This is a genomic window from Thauera sp. 2A1 (assembly GCF_009469595.2).
Lineage (GTDB): Bacteria > Pseudomonadota > Gammaproteobacteria > Burkholderiales > Rhodocyclaceae > Thauera.
The window spans coordinates 173,410-186,820 of sequence record NZ_SSXV01000005.1; the positions used below are offsets into that span (position 1 = coordinate 173,410).

At 63.9% G+C, this 13,411-nt stretch carries 13 protein-coding genes; 12 read left to right on the forward strand and 1 reads right to left on the reverse strand.

What is annotated here, in order from left to right; translation table 11 throughout:
• Positions 1-99: 99 nt before the first annotated feature.
• From GH664_RS06945 to GH664_RS07000, 12 genes are all read left to right on the forward strand, one after another.
• Complete coding sequence (locus tag GH664_RS06945) at positions 100-1,461, forward strand: Fic family protein (protein ID WP_153167315.1); 1,362 nt, start codon at positions 100-102, stop codon at positions 1,459-1,461.
• Between the two features lie 644 nt (positions 1,462-2,105).
• A complete protein-coding gene (locus tag GH664_RS06950) occupies positions 2,106-2,471 on the forward strand; it encodes a hypothetical protein (RefSeq protein ID WP_153167316.1) in 366 nt (121 codons plus the stop codon).
• A 37-nt stretch (positions 2,472-2,508) separates the two neighbouring features.
• On the forward strand, positions 2,509-2,751 hold the full coding sequence (locus GH664_RS06955) for an AbrB/MazE/SpoVT family DNA-binding domain-containing protein (RefSeq protein WP_153167317.1): 243 nt from the start codon (positions 2,509-2,511) through the stop codon (positions 2,749-2,751).
• The gene (gene mazF / locus GH664_RS06960; protein WP_153167318.1) at positions 2,751-3,083 is read left to right on the forward strand and encodes an endoribonuclease MazF; all 333 of its coding nucleotides are present in this window, start codon (positions 2,751-2,753) and stop codon (positions 3,081-3,083) included. The genes GH664_RS06955 and mazF overlap by 1 nt, the downstream gene beginning before the upstream one ends.
• Before the next feature lie 143 nt (positions 3,084-3,226).
• On the forward strand, positions 3,227-3,850 hold the full coding sequence (locus tag GH664_RS06965) for a glutathione S-transferase (protein ID WP_153167319.1): 624 nt from the start codon (positions 3,227-3,229) through the stop codon (positions 3,848-3,850).
• A 186-nt stretch (positions 3,851-4,036) separates the two neighbouring features.
• Positions 4,037-4,756, forward strand: a complete 720-nt coding sequence (locus tag GH664_RS06970) for an RNA polymerase sigma factor (protein ID WP_228111415.1) — start codon at positions 4,037-4,039, stop codon at positions 4,754-4,756.
• A gap of 34 nt (positions 4,757-4,790) precedes the next feature.
• A complete protein-coding gene (locus GH664_RS06975) occupies positions 4,791-5,375 on the forward strand; it encodes a ferritin-like domain-containing protein (RefSeq protein WP_153167320.1) in 585 nt (194 codons plus the stop codon).
• Between the two features lie 18 nt (positions 5,376-5,393).
• Positions 5,394-5,819 (forward strand): cytochrome c family protein, encoded by a 426-nt coding sequence (locus tag GH664_RS06980; RefSeq protein ID WP_153167321.1) that lies wholly within the window; start codon positions 5,394-5,396, stop codon positions 5,817-5,819.
• 44 nt (positions 5,820-5,863) lie between these two features.
• Positions 5,864-7,516 (forward strand): bifunctional diguanylate cyclase/phosphodiesterase, encoded by a 1,653-nt coding sequence (locus GH664_RS06985; protein WP_153167322.1) that lies wholly within the window; start codon positions 5,864-5,866, stop codon positions 7,514-7,516.
• A 425-nt stretch (positions 7,517-7,941) separates the two neighbouring features.
• Positions 7,942-9,810 carry a DUF262 domain-containing protein gene (locus tag GH664_RS06990; protein ID WP_153167323.1) on the forward strand — a complete coding sequence of 623 codons (1,869 nt, stop codon included), beginning with the start codon at positions 7,942-7,944 and terminating at the stop codon, positions 9,808-9,810.
• A 332-nt stretch (positions 9,811-10,142) separates the two neighbouring features.
• Positions 10,143-10,469 (forward strand): type II toxin-antitoxin system RelE/ParE family toxin, encoded by a 327-nt coding sequence (locus GH664_RS06995; protein ID WP_153167324.1) that lies wholly within the window; start codon positions 10,143-10,145, stop codon positions 10,467-10,469.
• Positions 10,466-10,747 carry a helix-turn-helix domain-containing protein gene (locus tag GH664_RS07000; RefSeq protein WP_153167325.1) on the forward strand — a complete coding sequence of 94 codons (282 nt, stop codon included), beginning with the start codon at positions 10,466-10,468 and terminating at the stop codon, positions 10,745-10,747. Before GH664_RS06995 ends, GH664_RS07000 begins: the two co-directional genes overlap by 4 nt.
• A gap of 73 nt (positions 10,748-10,820) precedes the next feature.
• Here the strand turns inward: GH664_RS07000 and GH664_RS07005 are convergent, their stop codons facing one another.
• A complete protein-coding gene (locus tag GH664_RS07005; protein WP_228111416.1) occupies positions 10,821-13,370 on the reverse strand; it encodes an SNF2-related protein in 2,550 nt (849 codons plus the stop codon).
• Positions 13,371-13,411: the final 41 nt, after the last annotated feature.

Genomic DNA, 13,411 nt, shown 5'->3' on the forward strand with positions numbered 1-13,411 from the left:
TGACGGAATCGCGCCACTGAAATGGCGCGATTAACTTAATCGCGCCATAATCGCGCCATAATCGCGCCACCAAGTCGAGTAATCGCGCCACCTACCCGTATGCCATCCCCCCCTGACGAACTCCTCGGATTCCTTCGGTCCGCTCGCGACGGTCTGTCGATTACCGACCTCCTGAAGCGCCGCCCGGGGTTTACGCGCCGCACCGTCCAGCGCTGGCTCAACGAACTGGTTGCGCAGGGACGGATCAACGCGCTGGGTGGCGGTCGATCGCGTCGCTATTTGCTGGCGGTCGAAGCCGTCGCGGCCACGATCGAGGCGAGGGATCGTTTTCCCGGGCACATCCCCTTGTCGGCCGACAGTCGCGACATCCTCGCGTATGTCGATCAGCCACTCACTGTGCGCAAGCCCGTGGGCTACCAGCGCGAGTTCCTCGCCGCCTATCAGCCCAACCGGACCTGGTACTTGTCCGCGCCGCTGCGCCGCCAGTTGCACAAGATGGGCGACACCGGCCAGACGCGGCTGCCGGCCGGCACCTATGGCCGTGCAGTGCTCAACCGCCTGCTGATCGACCTGTCCTGGGCATCGAGCCATCTGGAAGGCAACACCTACAGCCGGCTCGACACCCGAGAGCTGATCGAGCATGGCCGCGCCGCGCAGGGCAAGGCGGCGATCGAAACGCAGATGATCCTCAACCACAAGGCGGCGATCGAACTGCTGGTGGAAAACGCCGACACCGCCGGACTGAACCGCTTCACCGTGCTCAATCTGCACGCTGCCCTCTCCGAAAACCTCCTGCCCAACCCGGCCGACGAGGGCCGGCTGCGACAGCATGGCGTCGAGATCGGCAAGAGCGTCTACCGCCCGCTGGGCGTGCCGGCTCAGATCGAAGAAGGTCTGGATCTTCTGCTCGACAAGGCGAACCGCATCGAGGATCCCTTCGAGCAATCCTTCTTCGTCATGGTGCACCTGCCCTATCTGCAGCCCTTTGCCGACGTCAATAAGCGGACCTCGCGACTTGCAGCAAACCTGCCGCTGATTCGTGTCAACCTGTGCCCGCTGACCTTTCTCGACGTGCCCGAGCAGGCGTACAGCCGCGCCGTGCTCGGCGTCTACGAACTGACCCGGATCGAACTGCTGCGTGACCTCTACGTCTGGGCCTACGAGCGCTCGACCCAGGAATACCTCGCCATCAAGCAGGACCTGACCGAGCCCGATCCGTTGCGCCTGGCCTGGCGGGAAGTCATCAAACAGGCAGTGCGAGAAGTGGTCCGCCAGCCCGAGCGCGCCCCGCTCAAAGTCATCGAAGCGTGCCTGTCAGGCCACGCGCTGGGCGCGGACAGGGACAGTGTCGAGTCACTGGTGATCGACGAACTGCGACGGCTGCACGAAGGCGTGCTGGCACGTTACGGCCTGCGGCCGTCGGAATTTGTGGAATGGCAGTCGAAACAGCGGGGTGCGTGATGGCCGGTGTCTTCGCGTCAAGTAGCGGCGGCCCGGCATCGGCATTGGCCAGTGGAAGGGAGCTCAACTCACCGGATGTGCAACCTTTCGTACCCGGTCACGCAGACCTTCGAAGTAAGCGGCGTCCGCCGGTGATGCCGGCGCAGTGGCTGCCCCAGCCCGCAGCAACTCACGCAAGCGCTCACGATCCTGATCCTTACGGATCAATTCGCGCACGTACTCGCTACTGGTGCCGTAGAAGCTGATCTATCCGCTCGAGCACGTCTATACCGCGGCCGAGATCGGATTCGAGACGCTGAAGAACGCAGATGCGGCGGTCGGCGCACTGTTGGTGAAAGCCGCGCAGAAAGCGCAGTGCGACCTCAGCCTGGCGCTGGTCAATATCGAGGAAACCGGCAGCGCAGAGGAAATCTATTACGGCCGCCGGCACCACTACCATCGCGACAGCGAAACCGAGGCGTTCGAGATGGGCGAGGTCTTCGAGCGCCGGCTCGTGCTCACCGGCCTGCGCGCGGCGGACGATACCCGTGCTGTGCTCCAGCGCTTGCCCTTCATCGAGGACGAGCTGTGTCCTTGCCCTGGCTGGCCGATCTGGTGCGGCGCTGGCAGCAGGGCGGAACAGCGGAGCAGGCGGTGGCCGACTTGTGGCATCAGGCGCACGAGCTTGCCTGCCTTATTGTCCGCAACTGGCCCGACGCATCGCCGAGCCGCTGCAGCCGCCCGCAGACTTTTCACGTCCCAGCCAGGTCCGCTGCCGCTGCCCGAACTGCCTTCAGCTCGCCCACTTCTTGGCCGACCCGACGCGCAAGCAGTGGGTCCTGAAGGCGGCCGAGGCGCAGCGCAGCCATGTCGAGGACTCCATCCGGCGCGATGCCTGCGATGTCGACACCGAGACCCTCCGCCACACCCGCCCGTACGAGCTGCGTTGTACCAAGAACCAGGCCAGCTACCAGCGCCGGGTCGAGCAGCGTGAGCGAGATCTGCAGAATCACGCACATCTGCTGGAATGAAGTATCTACAATGTAGATCTATTCTGGAGAAGGCAACATGCAACTCACCGTGAAGAAATGGGGGAACAGCGCGGCCGTTCGTATCCCCGCCGCCATCATGGAGGCGGCACATCTGAAGCTCGACGCCGCAGTGGATGTGCGCGAGGAAGACGGCCGCATCATCATCGAACCGTTGGCGCACAAGCGTTACGACCTGGATGTCCTGCTCGCCGCCATCACCGCCGACAACCTGCACGCTGAGGTGGGCACGGGCCCGGCGGTCGGCAACGAAGTCTGGTGATGTCGCGTGCCTTTGTGCCGGGTGCCGGAGACATCGTCTGGCTGCAGTTCGACCCGCAGGCAGGTCACGAACAGGCAGGACATCGGCCCGCCTTGGTGCTGAGCCCCGCGGCCTACAACGGCAAGACGGGCTTGATGCTGTGCTGTCCCATGACCACGCAGATCAAGGGCTATCCGTTCGAGGTGCGCATTGCAGGCGACACCGAAAGCGCCGTACTCGCCGATCAGGTCAAGAGCCTCGACTGGCGGGCGCGACGGGCCAAGCTGAAGGGCCGCATCAGCGCCGCCGAGCTGGCAGAAGTGCGTGCAAAGGTGATGGCGCTGGTGGGTTGATCGTGGGCCGGCTGCGACAGCCGCATGCCCTTGCATGCCCCGGCCGCGTCGCTTATACGTGTCTCCTGCAGTACCCACCTTGCACCGACCCGATTGCAAGACTCCCCGACCCACAACGCCGCACGCTGGCAGGACACGGACCCATGGACAAACTCAAGCTTACCTATTTCGACTTTTCCGGCGGACGGGCAGAGCCCGCGCGCCTGGCCCTGCACATCGGCGGAATTCCATTCGAGGACAACCGGTTTGCGTTCGGTGATTTTGCCGAGGTGCGCAAGACGACACCGCTGGACCAGGTGCCGACGCTTCACGTCAATGACGTGCAGGTCACCCAGAGCGACGCAATCACGCGCTATGCCGGAAAGCTGGCCGGGCTCTACCCGGAAGACGACCTCCAGGCCTTGTTCTGCGACGAAGTGATGGGCGCACTGGAAGACATCACGACGAAGATCGTGGCGACTTTCGGAATGACCGGCGATGCGCTCAAGGACGCCCGCGAGGCCCTGGCGGCGGAAGTATTGCCGCGGTATCTGCGATGGCTGCAGCACCAGCTCGAAGCCCACGGCGGCGAATTCCTTGCGGACCGTCGCCTGACCATCGCCGACCTCAAGGCCTTCGTCATCCTGCGCTGGCTGGGCTCCGGCAAGCTGGACCACATTCCAGCCGACCTGGTCGAGACCGTGGCACCCAAGCTCGCGACCTTCACCGAGCGGATCGCCGGGATTCCCGCCATCGCCCAGTATTACGAGTCGCGCAGCGCATCGTGAGCCGGATCACCGTCGCCGCGAGCCGTTGCACCGGCCGCGGCACGGCAAGGCGCAAGCCCTGCCCGACGGGTCCGGTGGTCGTCGCGGTCATGGGGCTTGCCTCCAAGCCTATTGCCCCCCTCCTCTTGTCTCCCCCCTTATTTCGCCTCGGCTGAAACGCGGTTCGCATCGCCTGCATCCAATGGGTTGAACACGGCCAGAACGGAGCAAGCCATGATCCCGGACAGATACCCAGCCACCACGGCTCCCCGCGCCGACATCGACCTGGCGCATGCGGTTGCGGCGGGCGACCAGGACGCCTTCACGACGATGATGCGGCGCCACAACCAGATGCTGTTCCGCACGGCGCGCAGCATCCTGCGTGACGATCAGGAGGCCGAGGAGGTGGTTCAGGACGCGTATCTGCTCGCCTACCGCGGCATGCACCACTATCGCGGCGAGGCGCGGCTTTCCACCTGGTTGATCCGTATCGTCGCCAATCGCGCGATCCGCCGCCGGCAACGTCTCGGCCGCGATCGGGCGATCTTTGCTGCGGTCGATGCCCCCGCAGGCGATGAGGAGGACGACAACATGGGCGAAAGCCGTTTCCCGAACCCGGAATCCGCCGCCGCCAACGGCGAATTGCGGCGCCTGCTCGAATCCCACATCGACGCGCTGCCGGATCTGTACCGCGAGGTCTTTGTCCTGCGCGGCGTCGAGGAGCTCAGCAGCGAAGAGACGGCTGACGTCCTCGGCATTCCCGAGGCGACGGTACGCACCCGTTTCTTCCGCGCTCGACATCTCCTGAGCCAGGCGCTGGCCAAGGATATGGACCACGTCTTCGGCGAGGTTTACGCCTTTGCCGGCGACCGATGCGACCGGATCGTTGCCGGCGTGCTGGCACGCCTGCAGCGGAAATCCGTTTGAGCAGCCCCGTGCTGCGCCCCCCAAGGAGAAGAACATGAACACGCTGATCAAGCAGGCCATCGCGACAGTCGAACCCCGCCGCACCTTCCTGAGCCAGGCCGGTCTCCTGCTTTCCGGTACGGCCATTGCCCTGCTCTCCGGTCGCGAGGCACTGGCCGCCAAAGCCGCCAAAGCCGACCAAGCGGTCGAAAACGACCTGCGTATCCTCAACACCGCACTGGGGGCCGAACTGGAAGCCATCGCCGCCTACCAGGTCGGCGCCGAAAGCGGCCTCATGCAAAAGCCCGTGCTCGACCTGGCCGTCACCTTCCAGGGCCATCACAAGCAGCACGCCGAGCTGCTCGCCGCCACCATCGGCAAGCTCGGCGGACGCGCGGTCGCTGCGAAGGACAAATACAGCTTTCCGGTCGATACGCTGAAGAACCAGACCGATGTGCTGCGCTTCGCGGCGGGGCTCGAAAAGGGCGCGGTCAGCGCCTATCTGGGCGCCATCCCGCTGTTCGGCAACCGCGACCTCGCCAAGGCGGCCGGCAGCATCCTCGGCGACGAAGCGATGCACTGGGCGATCCTGCGCAATGCCGTCGGCGATGTGCCGGTGCCCGACGCCTTCGTTGCCTGAATCGGGAGATGCACGATCATGCGCGCGACAGGTTTGGCGTGCTGGCTGCTGCTCTGTACCGCGCTCGCCGGGCGCGCAGCGGCGGATACCCCCGCGGACGACGCCTATGCGCGTGGTGCCCGGGTGTATGAACGCTGCGCTGCCTGCCACGCGCTGGAGAGCGACCGCACGGGACCACGGCACTGTGGCTTGTTCGGGCGGCGTGCAGGAAGCGTTCCCGGCTTTTCCTACTCGCCCGCGATGCGCCGTGCGGGCTTCGTCTGGAACGAAAGGACACTCGACCGCTTCCTGCGCTCGCCCGTGACGGCCGTCCCCGGCACCAGCATGGGCTACGACGGCGTGAAGGACGACGCGGAGCGGCAGGACCTGATCGTGTTCCTGCGCGAAGTCAATCACACGGCTCGCTGTCAGAACCTGCCGACGGACGCAGCGCACCGTCCTTGATACCTGGGCTCGGCGATGGGGCGGCGCACATCCGGGAGACAGACATGTTCGATTACGACCCCGAAGCCATCGCCGCCATCCTCGGCACCAGCCTCGATGCCGTGTTCACCATCGACGAGCGTGGCCTTATCGTCGATACGAATGCGGCCGCCACCCGGCTGTTCGGCTGGCAGCGGGAGGAGTTCGTGGGCGCGAACATCTCGATCATCGTGCCATCGCCCCTGAAGGAACAGCACGACGGCTTTCTGCGAGCCTTCCGCCCCGACCGTGGCGTCAAGCATGTACTCGGCAGCGGCCAGCGCCTCGACGGCGTACGCAAGGACGGCTCGCGCTTCCCGGTCGAGGTCGGCATTTCCGCCTTCGAGCGTCAGGGGCGGCGCTTCTTCACCGGCTTCGTCCGCGACATGAGCGAACGGCAACGCACCGAGGACCACATGCGCTACCTTGCGCTGCACGACGCCGAGAGCGGCCTGCTCAACCAGCGGGGCTTTGCCGAACACTGCGCCGCGCCGGCCGACGGTGAGCGACGCGTGGCCGTGTTCCGCATCGAGGAGTTCCGGCGCTTCTCCGTCGCCTATGGCGAACGCTGGAGCATTGCCACCTTGCAGGAAATCGCCGCCCGCCTGCAGGCGACACTGGGCCCCCACGAAGTGGCGGGCCGGGTGCGCGAGGACAGCTTCGCGCTGTGGCTGGGCGCCGATGCCGCGTCGCGCATCGAAACCGTCGCCGCCGCACTCCGGCAGCCCTATGCGCTGGACACTACGGTTCTCCAACTGACCGTCACCTTCGGTCTCTCGTGTTGTGGTGGCGACTTCGCCGACCTGTTGCGCACTGCGCAGTGGGCCTGCGATCGCTGCGGCGCCACCGGCCGTGGCCGCATCAATGCATTTACCGACGGCTTGCAGCAATCGACGGTGCGCGAACTCGGCATCGAATCCCGTCTGCGCGACGCGGTACGCAACAACCGGCTGAGCCTCGTCCTGCAGCCCAAATGCCGCCTCGCCGATCGACGGATCGTGGGTGCCGAGGCGTTGGTTCGCTGGGAAGACGTGCAGCTCGGATCGGTCCCACCCGCCGAATTCATCCCGCTGGCCGAACGCCTCGGCGTGGTGGGCGAGATCACCGACTTGGTGCTGCAGCGCAGCCTGGCCGAGATCGCCGCCTGCCCCGACCCGGCGATCAGCGTCGCCGTCAATTTCTCGGCATTGGACTTCTACCACCCGGACTTCGTCGCTCGCCTGCAAAACGCCCTGGCTCTCGCAGCGGCACCGCCCGACCGGCTGGTCATCGAACTGACCGAATCGGCCGCCGTGCAGGACGTGCCCTTGGTCAACGGACGACTGAAAGCGCTGCGTCAGCTCGGTATCGGCGTCTCGCTGGACGACTTCGGCACGGGCTACACCGCACTTGCCTACCTGCGCCATTTCGCCGTCGACGCATTGAAGATCGACATCGCCTTCGTGCGCGATCTGCCGCAGAGCCAATCCGCCGTCAGCGTGGCGCAGGCCGTCGTGGCGCTCGCCCGCGGGCTGGGTCTGGAAACGATTGCCGAGGGGGTCGAAACCGAGGCACAGGCTTCACTGCTGACCACGCTGGGCGTCGATGTCGGGCAAGGGTTCCTGTTCGGACGCCCGCTGCCACCGTCGGAGTTCCATCGACGGGTGCGCGATCAGGTCGAATCACCCTGGCCGACCTGAGGAAGCCGCAGGGTCTCATGGTCGAATGCTTGTCCGGCTGAATCGACAACAGGCAGGCGATCGGTCGGTGTGGTCGCTCGCCACCCGCCTCGATTCGCGATCAATGGTAGCTATGCGGATGCGGTTTCCAATAGCGGCAGCCGGCCACTTGCCGTCACTGACCACTCAATCCGGATAGCGGCCATTCGGATGAGGCGGTATGCTCTCGGCCTACGTGCCAGGTTGGTCGGATCGACCCGCTAGGCAGTCGGCTGCTGCTTTTCCTGTCTTGTTATTCTGTGTTGCGCGTACTTTGTGTTTCTAAACAGTAACCTGAAAAACATCTTATCCGGCATTTCGATGTTGTGAGGTAGAACTGTCTCCCCAAAACCAAGGTTTGGCTTTTCCATCCACCGGCTTTTGCGCCATCCAGACGGGAGCTCTGAATGAAGGCTGATGCAGTTCCACTACTCGCAATATTCGAGAAGAAAATGCGATTGGAGGTTCCTCTGTTCCAGCGGCAGTACGTCTGGGGCAAGGAACAACAATGGGAGCCTCTATGGGAAGACATCTCCCGAAAGTTCGCCGAGTATCTGGAAGGCCGCAAGGATGCCCCAGTGCACTTCCTTGGCGCGATGGTCTTAGACCAAAAGCAAACACCGACGACGCATGTCGAGAGACGCCAAGTAATCGATGGACAGCAGCGCCTCACAACATTGCAAATTTTCATCGCATCGTTTCGTGATTTCTGCCGAGCGCATGAATGCGAGGAACTTGCCAAAGAGTGCGACGCGTTTACGCTCAACAAGGGCATGATGGCCGATCCGGCTATCGACAAATTCAAGGTCTGGCCAACGCAGCTTGATCGCGGCCAGTTCATGGACGTGATTTCGTCAGGCTCTCGAATTGGCCTGGAGAAAAAGCATCCGCTGGTGTTCAGAAAGTACGCTCGAAGGCCAGAACCAAGGCCTCGAATGGTCGAGGCATACCTCTTCTTCTACGAACAGATAGCGGATTTCTTCAACGGCAGCGGAAAAGACGAGCCCCTGGCCGCCGATGTCCCAGTAGAGCAACGACTCGAGGAATGCTTTCAAGCGCTTAAGAATGCCTTGCAGGTTGTCGCCATCGACCTAGACCACGATGACGATGCGCAGGTCATTTTCGAGACCTTAAATGCTCGCGGAGAGCCACTGCTTCCGGCTGACCTGCTTCGCAATTTCATCTTCCTACGTGCCGCCCGAAAAGGGGAGCCGCAGGAAGAGCTGTACAACGACTACTGGCGCCAGTTTGATGACTCATTCTGGCGCGTCGAAGTGAAGCAAGGTCGGCTTCTCCGTCCTCGGAGCGACCTGTTCATGCAACACTTCCTTTCGAGCCGGCAGGGCGTTGACATCCCAATCAAGCATCTATTCGTCGAGTACAAGTTCTGGATTGAGCGCCAACAGCCTTTCGCCACCGTTACCGATGAACTCGCTACCCTATCAAGACAAGGCAACGATTTCCGCAGAATTCTTGAGCCCAAAGCGGGAGACCCGATTTGTTCTTTGGCGGTTTTCCTCGACACGTTCGATGTCCGCACATGCTATCCGCTACTTCTCGCAATTTTGGATGTGGGGGTCGACGATGAGGAATGGCGAAAGATTTCATCGACATTGGAGTCTTACATCCTTCGTCGTGCGGTGTGCGGTCTTACTACAAAGAACTACAACCGCACATTCCTTTCGCTAACACGGAACCTCCGACGCGACGGCCTGACTCACGCCAACCTCGTAAAGCAACTGTCCGAACAGACCGGCGAATCTGCAGAATGGCCAACAGATGCAGCATTTTGCGAAGCGTGGCGCTCGAAGCACGTATATCAAACGCTCAATAACCCCAAGGTAGTTCACATCCTCAAGCGGCTGAACGCTACATTCTTTGGGAGCAAGAACGAACTCGTGTCCGTCGATGGAGCGCTGACTGTCGAGCACATCCTGCCGCAGACCTGGATCGAGCATTGGCCTTTGCAAGATGGGAGCAAGGGCTTAACGGGAGCCGAACTGTGGGCCGCAGAGCCTCAAGACGCGAAGGCTACTGCCACTCGTAACCGGAACGCGGTACTTCAGACATTCGGCAACCTCACGATTCTGACGCAAGCGCTAAATTCTGCGGCTTCCAATAGCGCTTGGCCGGAAAAGAAAGCCGAGTTGCTACGGCATTCTCTGCTGCCAATTAACCAACAATTGCATAGCATCGACGTATGGGACGAACGGACAATTGCGGATCGGGCGAATGCCCTCCTCAAACGAGCGTTGGATCTGTGGCCAAGGACATGAGGAGGTATTCTTCCACCACAAGGCCCAACTCGGTGGAATCCTTCATTGAACGACAGCTTTCTTGAAAGCTCAGCGGCAGGACTGGGTCGGTAGCGGGAATTGGAAGTCCGGGTAAGCGGTAATGCACATTGAATACGACGGAGTGGGCCCCGCGACAACCGTTACGGACAAGCTGCGTCCCATCCCTTTACCGACACCACGACCGAGCAATCCAACTTGCTCATAGCGAACACCAAGCGTCGATAGCACCCCCGACGGGAACCTTCCCAGCGCGCGCCCGACGTTGACTGCTGGAGGCTTGCGCGATATATCCAAATGGATATAATCCGAACATGAAGCTACTTCGGTTCCTCGGCGACTCGCTCAAATCTCTGCGGGAGTTTCCCGAGGATGCCCGGCACGATGCCGGCTACCAGCTTGATAAGGTGCAGCGCGGGGAACAACCGGACGACTTCAAGCCGATGCCCAGTATTGGCAAAGGCGTCGAGGAACTTCGAGTGTGGGACGACTCGGGCACATACCGCCTGATCTACACCGCACGCCTGGCCGATGCCGTCTATGTGCTCCATGCCTTCCAGAAGAAGACGCAGGCCACGGCCAAACGCGACGTGGAGCTCGCCCGGAAGCGATACACCGACCTGATAAGAGGTGCCGAATGAGCAATGTCGAGACGTTCAGGAGCGTGTGGGACGCTGTTGCCGATACCCCTGCGCAGGCCGCCAACCTTCAAGCGCGTGCCGAACTGATGCGGCAGATCGCCGAGATCGTCAAAGCGGCCGGCTGGACGCAGGCCGAGGCGGCCGAACACTGCGGCGTGACCCAGCCGCGCATCAATGACCTGCTGCGCGGGCGCGTGTCGCGCTTTTCGCTCGATGCCCTGGTGAACATCGCAACAGCCCTCGGCCGGCGGGTCCATCTGGAACTCGAGGTGGTATAGGCTTTACCGGAAAGGTTCGTCACGGTAAGACCGTGCGCGCCGGGAATGGGAAAACCGGCGCCACATCGGAGGCTCAGGGCCGTTTGCGCAGCGCGGTAGCCAGCCCGGTCAGCACATCGGCGATGCGGGCAATCGCTTCCGGTTCGGGCAAGGGCAGCCGGAGATGGGCCTGGCCGCTGTGTGCGTCACGCTCGACCCAGGGGTGAGCCGGGCCTTCATCTGCCGGCCGGCTGGCCGAGGCGAGCGCCTCCAGCAACTGCGTACCGGCGCCAAGCAGCGCCGACCACGGATCGGCGGCTGAAGCCGGCGTCGCCTTGCCGTCGACCTGCCCCGATTCCCCAGGCTTTTCGCCAGCCGGGCTCGCACGCTCGACAGTCGTGCCGGCTTCGTCGCCATCGGTGATGTCCGCGGCCTCTTCCGGTGTGTCCAGCGCGGCGCTCATTTCCTCGGCTGCGGCGATCGGCTCGCCCGGCGTGGCCGCGCCGGTGACCGCCTCGACCTCCTTCATGAAACGTGCCAGGCGCGAGCCACCGAGGGCGACGTCGGCGCCCGCGCCGTCGAGAATGCCCGCGGCGAGCGAGCGCTTGAACGCCAGCACCGAGAGCATGCCCTCCTCGATCGTCCCGCGCGCGACGAAGTTGATCACGCGGATCGGGCGCTGCTGTCCGAGGCGGTGAATGCGCGCCGCACGCTGCTCCAGCACCGCCGGGTTCCACGGCAGGTCCATGTTCACCAGGGTGGCGGCATGCTGCAGGTTGAGCCCGGTGCTGCCGGCGTCGGTGGCGAGGAAGAGCCGGCAGTGGGGATCGTCGCGGAAGCGGTCGACCAGGGCCTGGCGCTTGTCCGCCGGGATGCCGCCATGGAACAGCACGTAACCCCAGCCGCGCGCCTCGAAGCGGCGGATCAACACCTCGTGCATGCGCAGCCACTGGCTGAAGATCACCACCTTCTCGTCCGGGTCGGCGAACAGCTCGTCGAGCAGGGCGGCGAGCTCGTCCGCCTTCACGCCATGGTCAGTGTCCTGATCGAGCAGGTAGCTGCTGTCGCACACCATGCGCATGTTCTGCAGGGCGCAGGTCAGCCGGCGCTGGTCGGACTCGGACAGGAAGCCGCTTGCCCGCCAGCGCTGCACGATGCGCCCTGCGATCTGGGCGTTGTCCTCATGCAGCGCGGCCTGCAGCTCGGTCATCGGCACCAGCACCTGCTGGTCGGTGCGCGCCGGCAACTGCGTCAGCACTTCGGCCTTGCGGCGGCGTATGAGGATCGGCGCCAGCGTCTGGCCGATGCGATCCAGCCCGACGTAGCCGATGACGCGTCCGGTGTCGTCGCGCTGGGTGTGCTCGTGCATCAGCTTCCAGGTGGGGCCGAGGCGGTGCTGATCGACGAACTGGACGATCGAGATCAGCTCCTCGAGCTTGTTCTCCAGCGGTGTGCCGGTAAGCACGATCGCATACGGACTGTCGATGCGCTTGATCGCGCGCGCGGCGATGGTGTTCCAGTTCTTGACCCGCTGCGCCTCGTCGACGATCACGAGCTCGGGCGCCCACGCCTGGATCAGGTCTAGATCGCTGCGCAGCTTCTCGTAATTGGTGATCTTGCAGAAATCCTCGAGCGCGAACAGATCGCGCCGCGCATTGCGCCCGCCATCGATCACCCGCGCCTCGCGCCCGGTGAAGCGCGCGATCTCGCGCTGCCACTGGTACTTGAGCGAGGTCGGGCAGATCACCAGCACTCGGCGCACGCCGAAATGGCGGGCGAAGATCTCGGCCGCGGCGATCGCCTGGATGGTCTTGCCCAGCCCCATGTCGTCGCCGATCAGCGCACGCCCGGCCTCGACCGCGAACAGGGCGCCCTGCGCCTGGTAGGGATACAGCGGCACCTTGACCAGCGCAGTCAGCGCCAGGCTCGCCGGACCCTCGGGGAAGGCCTGCGCCAGCACCTCGCGGCGCCGCTCGGCATCGCGCAGCCCGGCGATGTAGTCGCGCACCGCCTCGTCGATGCGCAGCTCGCAGCCGAGCTTGGCGCACAGCGCGACGAAGCGCTCGAACGCAGGCACGGCGTTGCGGTCGAGCAGGTAGCGCTCCTCGCCCGCGACCGCTTCGACGCGAAACACGCTGCGCGCGAGCTCGACCACCGCCGTCGGCGCCTCGCTGCCCAGCCGCAGACGCAAGGCGCGTGGCGCGCCCGGACGCAGCAGGAGTTCGCTGTACGGCGGACGATAGCCGCGCTTCAGTGCCGACTTCGCACCCCGCTTGCGCTCGAGCCGAGAGAGCACGAACTCGACGTGCTTGCAGGTTCCGAGTTCGTTGGTCTGAAAATCCGCGCAACTGCACTGGTTGTCACCCAAGGCCAGGCCGCGGATACGCACGCGGTACGCCCGCCCGGATTCAGGGTTGTGCACCCGGAACTCGGAGAACAGCGCATCGTCGCCAAGATTTTCCAGGTTGAACGACTGCTCACGCCCGAATTGACGCCGAAGTGCACGCTGCCACGCCGCGGCATCCATGCCGTCCGGCACCTTGCGCGGCGACAGGCGGGGCGTGGCGTTCTTGTGGGTTTTCTTACGGCGCGATGAAGCCTTGTCGACGTTGTTGGGCTGGCGACGGGTCTGCGATGCGGGCATGGAGACTGGGCTGCTGCAAGTCGGGGGGAGACGAAATATAG

Coding starts and splice junctions, on each gene's coding strand:
- GH664_RS06945 (WP_153167315.1), top strand. CDS start 100: ATGCCATCCCCCCCTGACGAACTCCTCGGATTCCTTCGGTCCGCTCGC.
- GH664_RS06955 (WP_153167317.1), top strand. CDS start 2,509: ATGCAACTCACCGTGAAGAAATGGGGGAACAGCGCGGCCGTTCGTATC.
- mazF (WP_153167318.1), top strand. CDS start 2,751: ATGTCGCGTGCCTTTGTGCCGGGTGCCGGAGACATCGTCTGGCTGCAG.
- GH664_RS06965 (WP_153167319.1), top strand. CDS start 3,227: ATGGACAAACTCAAGCTTACCTATTTCGACTTTTCCGGCGGACGGGCA.
- GH664_RS06975 (WP_153167320.1), top strand. CDS start 4,791: ATGAACACGCTGATCAAGCAGGCCATCGCGACAGTCGAACCCCGCCGC.
- GH664_RS06980 (WP_153167321.1), top strand. CDS start 5,394: ATGCGCGCGACAGGTTTGGCGTGCTGGCTGCTGCTCTGTACCGCGCTC.
- GH664_RS06985 (WP_153167322.1), top strand. CDS start 5,864: ATGTTCGATTACGACCCCGAAGCCATCGCCGCCATCCTCGGCACCAGC.
- GH664_RS06990 (WP_153167323.1), top strand. CDS start 7,942: ATGAAGGCTGATGCAGTTCCACTACTCGCAATATTCGAGAAGAAAATG.
- GH664_RS06995 (WP_153167324.1), top strand. CDS start 10,143: ATGAAGCTACTTCGGTTCCTCGGCGACTCGCTCAAATCTCTGCGGGAG.
- GH664_RS07000 (WP_153167325.1), top strand. CDS start 10,466: ATGAGCAATGTCGAGACGTTCAGGAGCGTGTGGGACGCTGTTGCCGAT.
- GH664_RS07005 (WP_228111416.1), bottom strand. CDS start 13,370: ATGCCCGCATCGCAGACCCGTCGCCAGCCCAACAACGTCGACAAGGCT.